Below are 16,318 nucleotides of genomic sequence, written 5' to 3'. Positions count from 1 at the left end.
TGACGCCCAGGCGCGGCAGGATTGTTCAGATATCGATGTCTGATGCGCGAAACGCATCCACACATGGCGCGGATCTACGCTGCTCAATCCGGTTCGCGCTGCACCTGCCGCCACAACTCGCTGGCCAGCGCGCGCACGGCGTCATCGGCATCGGCGCGATGCAGCAGGCCGATCTCGTAGTTGTCGATCACCGGCAGGTCGCGCTCACCATCGATGATGCGGTGTTCACGCATGACCGCGCGTCGGGGCAGCAGGCTGATGCCGATGCCATCGGCCACCGCGCCCTGGATGCCGCTGAGCGACGAGCTGGTGAAGGCGATGCGCCAGCGCAGGCCCAGCGCTTCCACGGCGTGGATCATCTCGTCGCGATACAGCCCGCGCGGCGGGAAGGTGACCAGCGGCAGCGGATCCAGCTGCAGGCAGCTGCTGCGCAGGCTGTCGATCCAATGCATAGGCTCACGCCGGCAGTGCACGGCCTGACGCGTGTTGCGACGCTGTTTGACCAGCACCAGGTCCAGCTCGCCATGGTCGAATCCGTGCGCCAGGTCGCGGCTCAGTCCGCTGCTGATCTCCAGCTTCACCTGCGGATGGCGACGGCTGAAGGCCGCCAGCATCCGCGTGGTCTGCGCGTTGACGAAGTCCTCGGGCACGCCGATGCGTACGGCGGTCTCCACCGTGGCACCGGCCAGTGCCTGCGCCATTTCCTCGTTCAGGTCGAGCATGCGCCGCGCATAGCCGAGCAGGGTGTGGCCGGCATCGGTGGGATGCACATCGCGGTGGCCCCGTTCGAGCAGGCGGTGCCCGGCCAGTTCCTCCAGGCGGCGCACCTTCTGGCTGACCGTGGACTGGGTCGAATGCAGTCGCGTGGCGGCGGTGGTGAAACTGCCACAGTCGGCCACCATCACCAGCGCCCGCAGCAGGTCCAGTTCGAACAGGGTTCTATTCGATTTGGCACTGTCTGGCATTTGAACATTTCACTTCTGGATGCAAGTGGCGACTTCTACCATGCAGGAAAGGGGGCGGCAAGCATGGCGCTGCGGTTGTGCCGGCAGCGCCCGCAGGACCCGCCGAACAGGAGAAACGAAGATGCGTATCCATCGTTGCCGTCGCTGGCCCGCTCCGCTGGGGCGCCTGCTGCTGCTGTGCCTGCTGGCGATGGCCATTCCTGCATGTTCGGCCACCGCGGGCTCGCCCGATGCGCGCCTGCGCGACGCGGCCGCCCGCGGCGACAGCGAGGCGGTGCGCGCGGCGCTGGAAGAGGGCGCCGATCTGGAAGCACGCGACGGCCAAGGTCGCACCGCGCTGCTGCTGGCCACGCATGGCAACAACGTGGATGCCGCGCGCGAACTGATCGAAGCCGGTGCCGACGTCAATGCCAAGGATGCGTTGCAGGACAGTGCCTACCTGTACGCCGGTGCGCGTGGCCTGGACGAAATCCTGGCGATGACGCTGGCGCACGGCGCTGATCTGCGCAGCACCAACCGCTATGGCGGTACCGCGCTGATTCCGGCCGCCGAGCGCGGCCACGTCGCCACCGTGCGCACGCTGCTGCGCGCGGGCGTTGCGGTGGATCATGTCAACCGCCTGCACTGGACTGCATTGCTGGAAGCGATCCTGCTCGGCGATGGAGGACCGCGTCATGTGCAGATCGTGCAGCTGCTGCTCGATGCCGGTGCCGATCCCGAACGGGACGACGGCGATGGCGTGACACCACTGGCCCATGCGCGGCAACGCGGCTACACCGACATCGAAGCACTGCTGCGCCAGTACGGCGCGGTGCGCTGAGGCTTGACCCCTTCCACCCGCACGCTGCGCGTGCTCACCAGGATGCTGTCCATGTTCCGTTTCCATTCGCTGTCTCTTGCCGTCCTTGTTGCAGTGGCCCCGCTGTCGGCCTCGGCCGCCGAGCGTGCCGACCTGCTGATCCGCAATGCCACCGTGGTGGATGTCGAACATGCCAACACGCTGCCTGGGCAGAGCGTGGTGATCCGCGGCGAGGACATCGTTGCCGTTGGTCCGGATGCGCAGCTGCGCAGCCAGTGGAAGACCGCCCGCCAGATCGATGCCAAGGGCAAGTACCTGATTCCGGGCCTGTGGGACATGCACGTGCACTTCGGTGGCGGCCCGGCGCTGATCGAAGAGAACAAGGCGCTGCTGCCGCTGTACATCGTGCACGGCATCACCACCGTGCGTGACTGCTCCGGCGACCTGCCCGAGCAGGTGCTGCAGTGGCGTGGCGAGATCGCCAAGGGCACCCTTTTCGGGCCGCGCCTGCTCAGTTCGGGCGCGAAGATCGAAGGCATCAAGCCGGTCTGGAAGGGCACGATCGAAGTGGGCAGCGAGGCGGACGTCGACCAGGCGATCGCCCGCCTGCAGCAGGACAAGGTCGATTTCGTGAAGATCACCGACAGCACGCTGAAGCCGGAGCTGTTCCTGTACTCGGCCAGTGCCGCACGCAAGGCGGGTTTCAAGGCGTCCGGCCATATCCCGATGGCGCTGACCGTGGAGCAGGCCGTCGATGCCGGGCTGGCTTCGATCGAGCACCTGGACTATGCGTTCAAGGCCGGCAGCAAGGACGAGGCGCAGATTGCAGCCGACTTCGGCGCCGGCCGCATCGACCGTGCCGAAGCCAACCGGCGGCTCGACGCGAGCTTCGACCGCGAGACCGCGATGCACGCCTACCGCGATTTCGCCAGGCGTGGCGTGTTCGTGACCCCGACCCTCAACGGTGGCCGCATCCTCGACTTCCTCGACCAGGATGACCACGCCAACGACCCGTACCTGGCCTACATCGGCCCGGGCCTGCGTGCCACCTACCAGTGGCGCGTGGATCGCGCCGCCAAGGCCACGCCCGCGCAGATCCAAGCGCGCCACGCGCAGTACCACCAGGTGGCCGCAGTGCTGCCGCTGCTGCAGGAAGCCGGCGTGACGATCATCGCCGGCACCGATGCGGGCTTCCTGAACTCGTACAACTTCCCGGGTATCGCCCTGCACCAGGAACTGCAGCTGTTCGTGAAAGAAGGCCTGAGCGCACCGCAGGCACTGTCGGCGGCGACCCGTTCCGGCCCGGCCTGGTTCGGCCAGATCGATCGCTACGGTGGCGTGGCCACCGGCAAGGCCGCCGACCTGGTGCTGCTGACCGCCAATCCGCTGCAGGACATCGCCGCGACCGAGAAGATCGACAGCGTGATCCTGCGTGGCAATGTGTATGACCGTGCCGCGCTGGACAGGATGCTGGCCGAGACCAAGGCCAAGGTCGCCGCCTGGAATGCCGGGGCAGCCAAGGCCAACTGACGGCGGCGTTGGGCTCGTCCGTTCCGGTAGAGCCGAGCCATGCTCGGCTCAATCTGTTCCGCTGTCCAAGTATTCGATCCGGTTGGGATTCATCCACGCATGGCGTGGATCTACTGATCGTGGATCCGTGCGTCAATCGTGAGCGCTGTCATCCAGGCTGATGATGCCGCGCCGCAGCGCCTGGGTGACCGCATGCGTGCGATCACCCACGCCAAGCTTGTCCATCAGGCTCTTCATGTGCGCCTTCACCGTCTGCTCGGAAATCTGCATGCGTTCGCCGATGCGCTTGTTCGACAGGCCAGACGCCACGTGCCGCAGCACCTCGGTTTCACGGGGTGACAACCGGTCTTCCACCACGTGCGCGGCGATGCTGGCAGCCACCGCCGGTGGGATCGGTGCGCGCCGGCCACCGGCCACCATGCGGATGGTGTCGACCAGTTCATGGCGCAGCATGTCCTTCAGCAGGTAGGCACTGGCACCGGCCTGCAGTGCGCGCACCGCACGCACGTCGCCGCGGTAGGTGGTCAGCACGATGATCCGCGCGCGCGGGTCGAGCGCGCGGATCCGCACGATTGCTTCCACACCGTCCAGGCGTGGCATCTGCAGATCCATCAGCACCACGTCCGGGTGCAACCGCTGGTAGCACGCGATGGCCTCTTCGCCGTCGGCGGCTTCGCCAAGCAGCTGCAGGTCGGCCTGTGCGCCCAGCAGCGCCGCCAGGCCGTCGCGCAGCAGGGGATGGTCATCGACCACAAGGACGCGGATCGGGGCAGGGATTTCAGTCATGCTTCGGAGTGCTCCAGGGCCAGCGCCAACGCGATGGAAGTCGGTGATACAGGCGCCGCGCGGGAACCGCCAGCGCAATTTCGGTACCCAGTCCAGGGCGGGTCCACAGCTGCAGCTCGGCACCCAGGCGCTGCGCCCGCTCGCGCATGCCCTGCAGGCCCCAGTGGCCGTGGCCGGCGTGCTCGTCGGCGATGCCCACGCCATCATCGCGCACGTGCAGCAGGAAGCAACGCGTGCCGTAGGACAGCTCCACCTCGATGGCACTGGCGTCGGCGTGACGCAGCGCATTGCGGATCGCCTCGCGCCCGATCAGGAAGACCTCTTCAGCGGCGTCGGCCTGAAGCAGTGGCGCTGCCCCCTCCACGGTCAGGCGCAGCGGGTTGGTGCCCTTGCCGGCGTACTCGGCGTGCACATCGGCCAGCGCCGACGCAAGGTCGCGATCGGCGAACGGGCCATCACGCAATGCGTTGACCCGCTCGCGGCCTTCGGCCAGGTTGCGCTCGGCCAGCTGCATCGCCGACTCCAGCTGGCTGCGCACCGGCGCCGGGGTCTGCGCGGACTGGCTGATCGCATGCAGGCGCAGGATCAGGCCCTGGCTGCCCTGCAGCAGGGTGTCATGCAGGTCGCGGGCGATGCGTTCGCGTTCACCGTGGCGCTCCTGCAGACGAGCACGGAACAATGCCGCCAGCTGGCCACTGCGGATGCGTACGGCCATCACCAGCAGTGCCAGTATCGCCGCTGCGCACAACAGCTTGAACCACACCGTCTGCATGAACGTGGGCGCGATGCGGAAGCTGCGGCTGGCCGGCGTGGTGCTCCAGATGCCGTCTTCGTTGGCAGCTTCCACCTCGAAGCGGTAATTGCCCGGTTCCAGGTTGGTGTAGTACGCACGGGTACTGCTGCCGGCGTCCTGCCAGCCGTCGTCGACGCCGGACAGGCGATAGCGGTAGCGGTTGCGCTCCGGGCGTGCCAGCGACAGCGCCACGTAGTCGATCTGCAGCTGGCTGGTGCCTGCCGGCAGGCGCAGGCCGTCGTGCAGGGGCTGGTGTGCGCTGCCGTACAGCACCTCGCCGATGCGCACGCTGGGCGCCATCATGTTGACATGCGAGCGCGTGGTATCCAGCCAGGCCAGGCCCTGGTTGGTGGCCAGCCACAGCAGTCCGTCATCGGCCAGCGCGGCGGTGGCGATCGGCCCGCTCTGCAGGGCAATGCCTGGCATGCCGTCTACCGCATCGAACAGGCGCGGCGTCACCTGTATTCCGGTGCGCAGGGCGCGGCGCAGCTGGTTGCTCCGCAGCCGCACCAGGCCCCGGCTGCCATTGAGCCACAAATGCCCGCGTGCGTCGGCGACCATGCCGGTGATGCCCTCGAGCACACCGGCCATGTCAGTGCGGACGGGCACGAATGGGCCATTTCCCACGCGCGCGGCAAGGCCGGCTTCGCCGGCCACCAGCAGCAGATCCTGATGCTGCAGCAGCGCGGTCACCGGCCCCACGGCAAGCCCCTGGGTGGCATCGAAGGTGTCGATGCCCGTGCTGCGCATGCGGCGCAGCCGGCCGTCGGCATAGCCGAGCAGCAGCTGGCCGTCGCGGTCCAATGCAAGCGACGAACAGGCCTGCTCCGGCAAGCGCGCTTCGCGCTGCCACTGGCCATGCTGGTAATGCAGCACGCCGTGTTCGCCGCTGCAGACCCAGGCCTGCGCGTCGTCGGCGAACAGCAGGGCATGCAGCGGTTGCCCGGTGAACGGTGCCGGCAGTGGAATCAGGGTGGTGTGGCCGGCCACCGTGCGTGCCAGGTTGACCCAGTCGAACTGCCAGACCGGTGTGGGCGCCTGGCGTGCGGCCGCCTGCAGCTGCGCGGCGTTGCCGTCAAGCAACGGCCGGCGCAGATCGTACAGTTTGAGGTCCTCGCCATAGCCATACACGCGTCCATCGCTGGCCCGCACTAGTGAGCGGTAGGGGTCGCTGGGGCCGGCGGTGAGCGTATGCACGCTGCGTGCGCGGAAGCGGTTGAGGCCAAGATTGGTGCCGACCCAGAGGTTGCCCTCGCGATCGACGATGATCGGCACGGCCGACGTGGCGGTCAGCCCGTGCGGTGAATCGAAGCGTTCCATGCGTACGGCATGATCGCCCTGGAAGGTGACCCGCGCCACACCGCCATGTGGGCTCATCGTGGCCCACAACGCACCATCGGCGGTGAACTGCAGGCGCGCGGCGACCAGATCCGGCAATCGCCGTGCTTCACGCTCATGCTCGGCCATCAGGCCCTGCGCGTTGGCCAGCGGCGAGGTGCCGCGCACGCGGTCGGCCAGCCACACTTCGCCCTGCGGGCTTTCGGCCATTGACGCCATCTGCGATACGGCGATGCCGGTGTCCTTGAACACGGCATCGCCTGATGCGCGCATCCAGACCTTCAGGTCGGCCAGTACCCAGAAAGTGCCGCGGCTGTCATGCAGCACCCATTGCACGCGATGCTCCGGCACGCCGCTCCCGCTCGGCAGCGGTTGCCAGCGCTGGCCGTCGAACCAGCGCAGGCCACCATTGATGGCTGCCCACAGCCGGCCGTCACGGGCCTGGCTGAAGTGTGGCACCACGCCGACCGGCACCCCCTGGCCGCGGCCGTAGTTGTGCAGCTGGCCGCGCGCGAGCTGGCTGATGCCGGCCTGGAAGTAGCCGATCCAGAGTGCGCCATCGCTGCCGTGCGCCAGCGTGACCATGTTGGAGGAGGGAAAGGCGCTGCCGACCGGTGCCGGCTGGCGTTCAAAGCGGCGGCCATCGAAGCGGTAGAGGCCCGAGCCGGTGGCCAGCCACAACAGGCCATCGCGGTCCTGGCTGATGTCCCAGATATCGCCGGGCGCGCCCTGGCCAACCCGCCAGGCGGTGTGCTCGTAGCCGGGCAGGCCGCTGCTCAGCAAAGGGCGCTGCACGGCGAACGCCTGCAGGGAGATCAACAGCAGCAGGCACGCCAGCAGCGCTGGCAGGCGGTGCTGGAACGGGAAGGGGCGGCCACGCATGGCGGGCATTCTGTCAGGTACGGGGCAGGCCAGGGTGACCCGAACGGGGTAGGCGCATGGCGCGCCGCTCGGCTATCACCCCGGCATGTTCCGTGGAGCCCGGCCATGCAGCGCCTGTTCGTGATGTTTCCCGACCGTGCACCGGGCCTTGGCCTGCTCTGGCTGCGGCTGTGGGTGGCCGCTGCGTTGTGCATGCCGGCGGCGCACGCCGGTGAGTGGTCGATACCCGGCCTGGTGGTGGCCGCGATGCTGGTGCTGGGCGCGCTGACCCCGCTGGCGGCGGTGCTGGCAACGCTGGGCCTGTACCTGCTGGCCCAGCCCTGGGCACTTGCGCCACTGCCGCTGGCGCTGCTGCTGCTTGGGCCGGGCGCCTATTCGCTGGATGCCCGGCTGTTCGGCCGTCGCCTGCTGGGGCGGCGGCCTCCCCCATTCGGGTAGGTGCCGGCTTCGTCCGACGGGGGTAGGGCTTCCGGCGCGTGGCACCGACCATGAGCCACCCCTCTGCGGCGTCCCCCATGGCCACCGTTTCCCTGCCTGCTTCGCCCGCCGCATCGCTGGCCCCGCACCAGACGGCGGCGTTGCAGCGCGCCCTGCGCTATGTCGATGACCACCTGTCACAGCCGCTGCGGGTGACCGAGCTGGCGGAGGCTGCCTGTGTCAGTCGCTTCCATCTGGTGCGCCTGTTCCGTAGCGGCACGGGCGCCAGCCCGCTGCGCTACGTGCGCCGCCGCCGCATCCAGCGCGCCTGCCAGCTGTTGCCGGGCGCGAAGCAGCCGATGTCATCCCTGGCGCAGCAGCTGGGCTTCTTCGACCAGAGCCATTTCGTCCGCAGCTTCCGCGCCGAGACCGGCTGCAGCCCAGGCCAGTACCTGGCCGGCGATGCGGCCCTGTTGCTTCCCACAGAAAATGTTTCCAACGGAGTCCATCCATGAGCCTTGCCACCGCTGTTGCCGCCCCGTCCCTGCTGTCGCCCACCGATCACGCGCTGGTGCTGATCGACTTCCAGTCGCAGATGGCATTCGCCACCCATACCATCGACATCTCGGCGCTGCGCAACAACGTGTCGCTGATCAGCAAGGGCGCCAAAGGCTTCAACGTACCGGTGCTGCTGACCACGGTGGCCGAAACGTCGTTCTCCGGCCCGATGTTCCCGGAACTGCCGGAGATCTTCCTGGGCCAGCCGGTGTTCGACCGGACCTCGATGAATACCTGGGAAGATCAGGCGGTGATCGCGGAGATCAATCGCATCGGCAAGCGCCGCCTGGTGCTTGCCGGCCTGTGGACCAGCGTCTGCATCGTCGGTCCGGCGCTGTCAGCGCTGGCGCAGGGGTTCGAGGTGTACGTGATCACCGATGCCTGTGGCGATGTCAGCGAAGAGGCCCACGAGCGTGCGATCACCCGCATGGTGCAGGCCGGCGCGGTGCCGACGACCAGCGTGCAGTACCTGCTTGAACTGCAGCGCGACTGGGCACGTGGCGAGACCTACGAGCTGACCACCGGCATCGCCCGCGACCACGCCGGCGGCTATGGCATCGGCATCCAGTACGCCAAGCGCATGTTCGGCGCGCAGGAAGGCGGGCACTGAGCATGCTGGCCGGCCATGGCCTCGACCTGGCCCTGCTGATGCTGCGCGTGGCAGCCGGAGGCTTCCTGCTGCCGCACGCGCTGGGCAAGCTGTTCGGCTGGTTCGGAGGCCCCGGGCTGGCCGGTTTTGCCACTGAACTGCGCGGCTTCGGCCTTCCAGCGGTGGCACCGCTGCCGCTGTTGCTGGCCCTGCTGCAGGTGCTGTCCGGGCTGGCCGTGCTGCTGGGCTGGCAGACCCGCGTCGCCGCGCTTGCGGCGGCTGCCTTCATCGGCTTCACCGTACTGTTGTCCTTGCCCAGGGGCTGGTTCTGGATGCGCGGCGGTAGCGAGTACCCGTTGATGTGGACCACGGTACTGCTGGCCCTCGCGCTGGCCGGGCCCGGCGCCTGGGCACTGGACGGCCAGCGCCTTCCAGGAGACCTCGCATGAGTCACGATCCACTCGACCACGGCCGCCGCAACGTGGTGCTGGGCGGCAGCGCCGCGATGGCGCTGGGCCTGGCTGGCCGCGCCGGAGCTGCATTCGATTCCACTTCCAAGGAGCGTCGCATGAGCACGCTGGTCATCCGCAATGCCCGCATCACCACCCTCGACCCGCAGCAGCCACACGCACAGGCGCTGGCCGTGCAGGAGGGGCGCATCGTTGCCGTCGGCAGTGACGAGCAGATCATGCGCGACTGGGGCACCGAAGCGACCCTGATCGATGCGCAGGGCCGGCGCCTGTTGCCCGGCCTCAACGACAGCCACACGCACCTGATCCGCGGCGGCCTGAACTACAACCTGGAACTGCGCTGGGATGGCCTGCGTTCGCTGGCCGATGCGATGGCGATGCTGAAGGCACAGGTTGATCGCACCCCGGCGCCGCAATGGGTACGCGTGGTCGGTGGCTTCACTGCCGCGCAGTTCAACGAAAAGCGCCTGCCGACCCTGCAGGAACTCAACGACATCGCGCCGGATACGCCGGTATTCCTGCTGCACCTGTACGACCGCGCGCTGCTCAACCGCGCTGCGCTTCGGGCCTGTGGCTACACGAAAGACACGCCGGACCCGCCGGGCGGGCAGATCGTGCGCGACTCGCTGGGCAACCCGACCGGACTGCTGCTGGCCAAGCCCAACGCGCTGATCCTGTATGCAACGCTGGCTAAGGGGCCCCGGCTGCCGATCGAGTACCAGGCCAATTCCACCCGCCACTTCATGCGTGAGCTGAACCGGCTGGGCATCACCTCGGTGATCGACGCCGGAGGCGGTTTCCAGAATTATCCGGAGGACTACCAGGTCATCGAGCAGCTGCACCGCGATGGCCAGCTGACAGTGCGCATCGCCTACAACCTGTTCACCCAGAACAAGGGCAAGGAAGTGGATGACTTCCGCGGCTGGAGCGAGATGCTGCAGCCTCGCCAGGGCGATGACCTGCTGCGCCACAACGGGGCCGGCGAGATGCTGGTGTTCTCCGCTGCCGACTTCGAGCTGTTCAACGAGCCACGCCCGGAGTTGCCGGCGGAGCTGGAACCGGAACTGCACGATGTGGTGAAGCTGCTGGTCGAGAAGCGTTGGCCGTTCCGCATCCACGCCACCTACGACGAGAGCATCACCCGCATCCTGGACGTGTACGAGCAGGTCAACCGCGAGGTGCCGTTCGATGGCCTGCACTGGTTCATCGACCATGCCGAGACCATCACTCCGCGCAACATCGAACGCATCCGCGCGCTCGGCGGCGGCATCGCCGTGCAGCACCGCATGGCCTACCAGGGCGAGGCCTTCGTCGAGCGCTACGGTGTGCAGGCGGCGCGGCATACGCCGCCGGTGAAGCGGATGCTGGCCGAAGGCGTGCCGGTGGGGGCCGGAACCGATGCCACCCGCGTGGCCAGCTACAACCCGTGGGTGGCGTTGTCCTGGCTGGTGACCGGGCGCACCGTGGGCGGCCTGGCCCTGTACGGCGATGAGAACCTGTTGGAGCGCGAACAGGCGCTGCGCCTGTGGACCCAGGGCAGCGCGTGGTTCTCGGGCGACGAAGCGGTGAAGGGCACGCTTAAGGCTGGCCAGCTGGCCGACTTCATCCTGCTGTCGGCTGATTTCCTCCGCGTCGATGACGCGCGGATCGCCGACATCACCAGCGTGTTGACCGTGGTCGGTGGCCGCATCGTGCACGCCGACGGTGACTACGCCGCCCTGGCCCCGCAGCTGCCGCCGGCGATGCCCAACTGGTCGCCGGTGAACCGGTTTGGCGGCTACCACGTGGGTGGAGCCGCGACCGGCCTGGCCGCTGCCCACCGCCATCACCACGGTGTGGCCTGCAGTACGCATGGCGCCCATGGTCATGCCGCCCGGCACGTGGCGCCGACCGATGACCTGACCGCGTTCTGGGGCGCGATGGGATGCTCGTGCTTCGCGTTCTGAGCCTGGCGCTGCTGGCCATGCCGGCGCTGGCGCTGGCCTGCGACGGTGGCCACTGCAGCGATGCAGGCGACGGCCAACTGCAATGGGATGCGTCGCTACGCGTGCGTGGCCTGTACTACGATCCGACCCGCTTCGGCATCGGAGGCGCAGAGGATGGCTACGGCCTGCTGCGTGCGCTGGCCTCGGCCACCTATGTGGAAGACACCTGGCAGGCGAAGCTGCAGCTGGGTGTGCACGCCGAGAGTGGCAAGGCCGGCGGCCCCGGCCGTACCGATCGCAGCGCGTTGGACGTGCAGCAGGCGTACTGGCGCTGGCAGCACGGTGGCTTTCACCTGCAGCTGGGGCGGCAGGAGGCCGGCTACGGCAGTTCGCGGCTGTTGTCGGTACGCGATGGGCCGAACATCCGCCTGGCCTTCGACGGCGCACGTGCAGGCTGGAAAGGCCGCCTCGGCATGCTGGACCTGATGGTGCTGCGGCCGGTGGAGAATCGAGCCGGTGCCTTCGATGATCGGGGCGAACACGGTGCCCACCTGTGGGGGGCGTACGCCACGACGGCGCGCGGTCAGGCGTCGGGCCAGTGGGATCTGTACCTGCTGGACTACCGCCGCGACGGCGCGCGCTTCGCCGCAGGCAGCGGTACCGAACGTCGGCAGACACTCGGCGCGCGCTGGTTCGGCCAGGCCGGTGCACTGGACTGGAACAACGAACTGGTGGTGCAGGGCGGTGAACTGGGGACCGCCACGGGTGACCTCGACATCCGCGCATGGACGCTGGCCACCGATACGGGTTGGCGCTGGCCGGACCTGCCGCTGCAGCCACGGCTGGGCCTGAAGGCCGACATTGCCAGCGGCGACGGCAATCTGCGCGATGGCCGGCTGGGAACGTTCAATGCCTTGTTCCCGAAGTCGGCCTACTTCAGCGAGGCCAGCCTGCTGGCGCCGGCCAACCTGATGGATATCCAGCCTACGCTGAGCCTGCGCCTGCACGACACGGTAACGACGGAGCTGGGCGTACAGATGGCCTGGAAGCATCGGCGCGCCGATGCGGTCTACACCACGCCGGCACCGCTGCTGGCGCTGCCAGGCACTGCCGGTGGCGCACGCCGCATCGGCAACCAGTACAAATCCGAAACCCGCTGGCAGGCCAGCGAACACTGGCAATGGCAGCTGCAGCTGGCCTGGGTCGATGCCGGTCCTGCACTGAAGCAGGCCGGAGGCCAGGACACGCTGTTCGCCTCGATCGTTGGAGCATGGCAATGGTGAACGCAACCGCGTCGCAACCTTCCGTACCGGCCGCAGGGGCCTGGTCGCCGTTGAAGATCCGGATGTTCCGTTCGATCTGGCTGGCGATCCTGGCCAGCAACATCGGCACCTGGGTCAATGATGTGGCCGCCGCCTGGGTAATGGCCGAGCGCACCGGCTCACCGTTGATGGTGGCGCTGGTGCAGTCGGCGACCACGGTGCCGATCGTGCTGCTGGCACTGGCCGCCGGCACGCTGGCCGACATCGTCGACCGGCGCAGGTACCTGCTGGCCACCCAGGGCTGGATGCTGCTGGTGGCTGCGGTGATGGCGGCGCTGACCGCCATGGACATGCTGACCCCGCAACTGCTGGTGCTGCTGACCTTCTGCATGGGGTGTGGCGCGGCGATGGCGATGCCGGCGCAGGCCGCGATCGTGTCCGAACTGGTGCCGCAGCCGATGCTGGCCTCGGCGGTGGCGCTGAACTCGATCGGCATCAACATCGCGCGCTCGATCGGCCCGGCCATCGGCGGCGTGATCGTGGCCCAGCTCGGTGCGGTCTGGGCCTTCGGTTTCAACGCCATCACCTTCGCCGCGATGCTGTTCGTGGTGTGGGGCTGGAAGCGCGACCCGAAGCAGTCCAGCCTGCCGCCGGAAGGCTTCGGTGCCGGCCTGAAGGCAGGCCTGCGCTATGCCAGCCGCGCCGGGCGGCTGCAGGCAGTGCTGATCAAGTCGGTCGGCTTCTTCTTCTTCGCCGCGGCGATGAACGCCTTGCTGCCGGTGGTGGTGCGCGGGCAGATGCAGGGTGGGGCGGGGCAGTACGGCATGCTGCTGGGCTGCATTGGCATCGGTGCGGTCGGCGGCGCGCTGCTGTTGCCGAAGCTGCGCGCACAGATGGACCGCGACCTGCTGGTGCTGCTGGCCACGCTGTCGCTGGCGTTGAGCCTGGTCGGGCTGGCGCTGACCCGCAGCTGGTACGTGCTTCCCGTGGTGATGCTGGTCAATGGCTTTGCCTGGATCACCGTGCTCTCTTCGCTGCAGATCGCCGCGCAGACGGCGGTACCGGCGTGGGTACGTGCGCGCGCGCTGGCGCTGTACATCATGGTGTTCTCTGCCGGCATGGCCGCTGGCGGCCTGAGCTGGGGCGCGCTGGCGCAGCGCACCTCGCCTGAGCTGGCCCTGCTGGTGGCTGCTGCTGGTGCGGTGATCGGCGGACTGCTGGTCTGGCGCGTGCGCATCGCCGGTACTGAAGACCTGAACCTGCGTCCGGCCGGGCACTGGCCGGCACCGGAACTCTCAGTACCGGTATCCAATGATCGCGGCCCGGTGCTGGTGACCATTGAATACCGCATCGACGATGCCGATCGCAGCGCATTCCAGGCGCAGATGCGCGCGCTGGGAACGATCCGTCGCCGTGATGGCGCCGTGGTCTGGGGCGTGGTTGAGGATGTGGCGACGCCGGGCATCCACCTGGAGTATTTCGTGACCCCGTCGTGGCTGGAGCATCTGCGCCAGCACGAACGCATCACCGCCGATGACAAGGCGATCCAGGAGGTGCTGCGCGAACTGCATCGCGGCGAACGGGCACCAGTGGTACGTCACTTCGTGGGCGGCCATGACCCGCTGCCCAAGGCCGGCGTTCCGCACCACCACAGTGACATCTGACCTGCTCTGGTAGAGCCGGCCGCTGGCCGGCTGCATGTGCTTTGGATCAGGATGGAAAAGTTGCCGGCCAGCGGCCGGCACTACCGCAGAAGCGGCGGCGCTTCAGGCGCCGCCGCCACACATCACTTGCGTGCGAACGCCAGCAGGTCGGCGTTGAACGCGTCGGCGTGGGTGACCGTCAGGCCGTGCGGTGCACCGGCATACACCTTCAGTTCGGCGTCGCTGATGATCTGCGAGGACAGCTTGGCCGAAGCATCGAACGGTACGATCTGGTCATCATCGCCATGCACGACCAGCGCAGGCACGTCGATCTTCTTCAGGTCACCGGTGTAGTCCACTTCCGAGAATTCGTGGATGCAGTCGTACTGGCCCTTGACGCCGCCGAGCATGCCCTGCAGCCAGAACGAATCACGCATGCCCTGGGTGACGCTGTTGCCATCGCGGTTGGCGCCGAAGAACGGCGTGGCCAGATCCTTGAAGAACTGCGAGCGGTCGCCGCCGGTGCCCTTGCGGATGCCGTCGAACACCTCAAGCGGAGTGCCGGCCGGGTTGCCGGCGGTCTTCAGCATCAACGGCGGCACGGCGCCGACCAGCACCACCTTGGCGACGCGCTTGCTGCCGTGGCGGCCGATGTAGTGGGCCACTTCGCCGCCGCCGGTGGAATGGCCGACCAGGATCGCGTCCTTCAGGTCCAGCGCGTCGATCATCGCGGCCAGGTCGTCGGCGTAGGTATCCATGTTGTTGCCGTCCCAGGTCTGGCTGGAGCGGCCGTGGCTGCGGCGGTCGTGCGCAATCACGCGATAGCCGCTCTGCCCCATGAACAGCATCTGCGGGTCCCAGGCATCGGAGGACAGCGGCCAGCCGTGGGCGAACACGATCGGCTGTCCGCTGCCCCAGTCCTTGTAGAAGATGCGGGCGCCATCGGCGACGGTGACGTAGTTGCTCATTGCAGGTTCCTTGGCGGAAGGGAGGGAAGGCACCGGCAGGCCTGCCGGTGCCTCCGGCAGTACAGCGCAATGGCTATCGGATGCCTTGCACGCCTGTGCTGGATTGCCGGGGCTGTGACGTGTATCGCTCTGGCGGGCGACCGGGGGCCGGCTGACGATGGCAGCGGACCTGTCGCGGAGCCCGCAATGCCCAGACTTCCATGCTGCCTGTTGGTGTGCCTGCTGCTGTCGGCCGCAGTAGGCGCGCAGACCCACGTCTACAAGTGCGTGGACGGCGCTTACCCGGTCTACCAGCAGACGCCGTGCCAGGGGCGCGCGGAATGGCGCTGGGACGTTCCGGCGGAACAGTCCTTGTCGCGTGGCCCGGTGCCTGCCACGTCCACTGCAGCGCCGGCCCGGCGGCGGGCGTCACGCCCCGGGCGCGCGCGCGCTGCGCTGATCCCGATCAGCGCTGATCCCGCCGCCTGTGAGCGTGCACGGCAGCAACGCGGGAAGGCGCTGGCCAGGACCAGGCGCCTGGACTTCGTACAGCGCCGACAGCTGGATGACGCGGTGCACGACGCGTGTCGCTGATTTCAGTGCTGGAAACGACAACGGCGCCCAAGGGCGCCGTTGTGCGGAGACGCTGGAAGCGCGGGCTCAGCGACCGTCGCTGGCCGCCGCCGGTGCCGGCGAGGGCACGCTGTCCGGCTTGGGCAGGCTCAGCTCCGGGTTGCCCTGTTCGGCCTGCAGGATCTGGATACGGCGCTGCAGCGCGTCCAGTTGGCTGTTGGTGCTCTGCACGTCGGTGCTCAGGCTGACCGCCTGCTGCTGGGCCTGCTGCAGGGCCGCGCTGACCTGGGCCGACTGCGCCTGCTGCTGTTCCATTTCCTGCTGCAGGGTGCGCAGGCGCTCCTCGTTATAGGCCACCAGGCGCTCGGTGTAGCGCTTGCCGGCTTCCAGCCGGGTGGTGTCGATATAGACCTGCGCCAGCTGTTCGGACTGCTGCGCAAATGTGCGGTACACGCGCTCGGCGTTGTCCACGGCATCGGTCTTGATCACCCGCCAGAAGTTCTTTTCCTGGAACAGGGCGACGTAATACGTCAGGGTGTTGGCGTTGAACAGCAGGCTGGCACCGTAGTTGCCGTTGTAGGTGGTGCGCAGCTCGGTCAGCTGGCGCGAATCCATCAGCTGCTTGAGTTCGTCCACGGTGTTGCGCACTACCGGTGCGGTGCGCGCGGCCGGCTCTGCGGCGGCTTCGCGGTCGCCACGGGCGGCCATCGCCGCCGGTGCCACCAGCATCATGGCCACGGCCAGCATTGCCGCGCCGCGCGCCTGACGGGCGAAGACCGCGCCCCCTGAAGTTTCTCGCATGTCTAGACCATCCACGGATGAGTGTGGGTTGAGATGAAGG

At 68.1% G+C, this 16,318-nt stretch carries 15 protein-coding genes; 10 read left to right on the top strand and 5 right to left on the bottom strand.

The annotated features are described in order from the left end of the window. Positions 1-83: 83 nt before the first annotated feature. Complete coding sequence (locus N5C18_RS15420) at positions 84-965, bottom strand: LysR substrate-binding domain-containing protein (RefSeq protein ID WP_053450014.1); 882 nt, start codon at positions 963-965, stop codon at positions 84-86. Positions 966-1,086: 121 nt separating this feature from the next. On the opposite strand from N5C18_RS15420, the gene N5C18_RS15415 reads away from it, so the two are divergent. Both N5C18_RS15415 and N5C18_RS15410 read left to right on the top strand, forming a co-directional pair. After that, positions 1,087-1,785, top strand: a complete 699-nt coding sequence (locus tag N5C18_RS15415) for an ankyrin repeat domain-containing protein (protein WP_279945010.1) — start codon at positions 1,087-1,089, stop codon at positions 1,783-1,785. Between the two features lie 51 nt (positions 1,786-1,836). Next, entirely contained in the window at positions 1,837-3,294 is a 1,458-nt protein-coding gene (locus tag N5C18_RS15410) for an amidohydrolase family protein (RefSeq protein WP_279945008.1), read from the top strand. A gap of 132 nt (positions 3,295-3,426) precedes the next feature. On the opposite strand, the gene N5C18_RS15405 is transcribed toward N5C18_RS15410, so the two are convergent. Together N5C18_RS15405 and N5C18_RS15400 are read right to left on the bottom strand one after the other, a co-directional pair. Beyond that, complete coding sequence (locus N5C18_RS15405) at positions 3,427-4,080, bottom strand: response regulator transcription factor (RefSeq protein ID WP_053508714.1); 654 nt, start codon at positions 4,078-4,080, stop codon at positions 3,427-3,429. Further along, positions 4,073-7,102 carry a sensor histidine kinase gene (locus N5C18_RS15400; RefSeq protein WP_279945007.1) on the bottom strand — a complete coding sequence of 1,010 codons (3,030 nt, stop codon included), beginning with the start codon at positions 7,100-7,102 and terminating at the stop codon, positions 4,073-4,075. Before N5C18_RS15400 ends, N5C18_RS15405 begins: the two co-directional genes overlap by 8 nt. A gap of 96 nt (positions 7,103-7,198) precedes the next feature. Here N5C18_RS15400 and N5C18_RS15395 point away from each other — a divergent pair, with 96 nt between their 5' ends. From N5C18_RS15395 to N5C18_RS15365, 7 genes are all read left to right on the top strand, one after another. Next, positions 7,199-7,531: a hypothetical protein gene (locus N5C18_RS15395; RefSeq protein ID WP_053450009.1), complete on the top strand. Its 333-nt coding sequence runs from the start codon at positions 7,199-7,201 to the stop codon at positions 7,529-7,531. 77 nt (positions 7,532-7,608) lie between these two features. Beyond that, entirely contained in the window at positions 7,609-8,025 is a 417-nt protein-coding gene (locus N5C18_RS15390) for an AraC family transcriptional regulator (RefSeq protein WP_279945005.1), read from the top strand. Further along, positions 8,022-8,678 (top strand): hydrolase, encoded by a 657-nt coding sequence (locus N5C18_RS15385; protein WP_279945004.1) that lies wholly within the window; start codon positions 8,022-8,024, stop codon positions 8,676-8,678. Before N5C18_RS15390 ends, N5C18_RS15385 begins: the two co-directional genes overlap by 4 nt. A 2-nt stretch (positions 8,679-8,680) precedes the next feature. Beyond that, positions 8,681-9,106, top strand: a complete 426-nt coding sequence (locus N5C18_RS15380; RefSeq protein WP_279945003.1) for a DoxX family protein — start codon at positions 8,681-8,683, stop codon at positions 9,104-9,106. A 119-nt stretch (positions 9,107-9,225) separates the two neighbouring features. After that, positions 9,226-11,073: an amidohydrolase gene (locus tag N5C18_RS15375; protein ID WP_279945058.1), complete on the top strand. Its 1,848-nt coding sequence runs from the start codon at positions 9,226-9,228 to the stop codon at positions 11,071-11,073. After that, on the top strand, positions 11,052-12,335 hold the full coding sequence (locus tag N5C18_RS15370; protein WP_279945002.1) for an alginate export family protein: 1,284 nt from the start codon (positions 11,052-11,054) through the stop codon (positions 12,333-12,335). The genes N5C18_RS15375 and N5C18_RS15370 overlap by 22 nt, the downstream gene beginning before the upstream one ends. Next, positions 12,329-13,978, top strand: a complete 1,650-nt coding sequence (locus N5C18_RS15365; RefSeq protein ID WP_053508724.1) for an MFS transporter — start codon at positions 12,329-12,331, stop codon at positions 13,976-13,978. The genes N5C18_RS15370 and N5C18_RS15365 overlap by 7 nt, the downstream gene beginning before the upstream one ends. A 122-nt stretch (positions 13,979-14,100) precedes the next feature. Here the strand turns inward: N5C18_RS15365 and N5C18_RS15360 are convergent, their stop codons facing one another. Then, positions 14,101-14,925, bottom strand: a complete 825-nt coding sequence (locus N5C18_RS15360) for an alpha/beta hydrolase (protein ID WP_279945001.1) — start codon at positions 14,923-14,925, stop codon at positions 14,101-14,103. Between the two features lie 186 nt (positions 14,926-15,111). Between N5C18_RS15360 and N5C18_RS15355 the strand changes: the two genes are divergently transcribed. Next, entirely contained in the window at positions 15,112-15,498 is a 387-nt protein-coding gene (locus N5C18_RS15355) for a hypothetical protein (protein WP_279945000.1), read from the top strand. 66 nt (positions 15,499-15,564) lie between these two features. Here the strand turns inward: N5C18_RS15355 and N5C18_RS15350 are convergent, their stop codons facing one another. Next, positions 15,565-16,278: a DUF2968 domain-containing protein gene (locus N5C18_RS15350; RefSeq protein ID WP_040007538.1), complete on the bottom strand. Its 714-nt coding sequence runs from the start codon at positions 16,276-16,278 to the stop codon at positions 15,565-15,567. Positions 16,279-16,318 lie beyond the last annotated feature (40 nt).

This window comes from Stenotrophomonas sp. GD03930 (assembly GCF_029839665.1).
Taxonomy (GTDB): Bacteria; Pseudomonadota; Gammaproteobacteria; order Xanthomonadales; family Xanthomonadaceae; genus Stenotrophomonas; species Stenotrophomonas forensis.
Note: the sequence above shows the minus strand (reverse complement) of the source record. Positions and strands in the feature narration are given on the sequence as shown.

Excerpts from the sequence above, each read along its gene's own strand:
- N5C18_RS15420 (WP_053450014.1), bottom strand. The coding sequence starts at position 965 with ATGCCAGACAGTGCCAAATCGAATAGAACCCTGTTCGAACTGGACCTG.
- N5C18_RS15415 (WP_279945010.1), top strand. The coding sequence starts at position 1,087 with ATGCGTATCCATCGTTGCCGTCGCTGGCCCGCTCCGCTGGGGCGCCTG.
- N5C18_RS15410 (WP_279945008.1), top strand. The coding sequence starts at position 1,837 with ATGTTCCGTTTCCATTCGCTGTCTCTTGCCGTCCTTGTTGCAGTGGCC.
- N5C18_RS15405 (WP_053508714.1), bottom strand. The coding sequence starts at position 4,080 with ATGACTGAAATCCCTGCCCCGATCCGCGTCCTTGTGGTCGATGACCAT.
- N5C18_RS15400 (WP_279945007.1), bottom strand. The coding sequence starts at position 7,102 with ATGCCCGCCATGCGTGGCCGCCCCTTCCCGTTCCAGCACCGCCTGCCA.
- N5C18_RS15395 (WP_053450009.1), top strand. The coding sequence starts at position 7,199 with ATGCAGCGCCTGTTCGTGATGTTTCCCGACCGTGCACCGGGCCTTGGC.
- N5C18_RS15390 (WP_279945005.1), top strand. The coding sequence starts at position 7,609 with ATGGCCACCGTTTCCCTGCCTGCTTCGCCCGCCGCATCGCTGGCCCCG.
- N5C18_RS15385 (WP_279945004.1), top strand. The coding sequence starts at position 8,022 with ATGAGCCTTGCCACCGCTGTTGCCGCCCCGTCCCTGCTGTCGCCCACC.
- N5C18_RS15380 (WP_279945003.1), top strand. The coding sequence starts at position 8,681 with ATGCTGGCCGGCCATGGCCTCGACCTGGCCCTGCTGATGCTGCGCGTG.
- N5C18_RS15375 (WP_279945058.1), top strand. The coding sequence starts at position 9,226 with ATGAGCACGCTGGTCATCCGCAATGCCCGCATCACCACCCTCGACCCG.
- N5C18_RS15370 (WP_279945002.1), top strand. The coding sequence starts at position 11,052 with ATGCTCGTGCTTCGCGTTCTGAGCCTGGCGCTGCTGGCCATGCCGGCG.
- N5C18_RS15365 (WP_053508724.1), top strand. The coding sequence starts at position 12,329 with ATGGTGAACGCAACCGCGTCGCAACCTTCCGTACCGGCCGCAGGGGCC.
- N5C18_RS15360 (WP_279945001.1), bottom strand. The coding sequence starts at position 14,925 with ATGAGCAACTACGTCACCGTCGCCGATGGCGCCCGCATCTTCTACAAG.
- N5C18_RS15355 (WP_279945000.1), top strand. The coding sequence starts at position 15,112 with ATGCCCAGACTTCCATGCTGCCTGTTGGTGTGCCTGCTGCTGTCGGCC.
- N5C18_RS15350 (WP_040007538.1), bottom strand. The coding sequence starts at position 16,278 with ATGCGAGAAACTTCAGGGGGCGCGGTCTTCGCCCGTCAGGCGCGCGGC.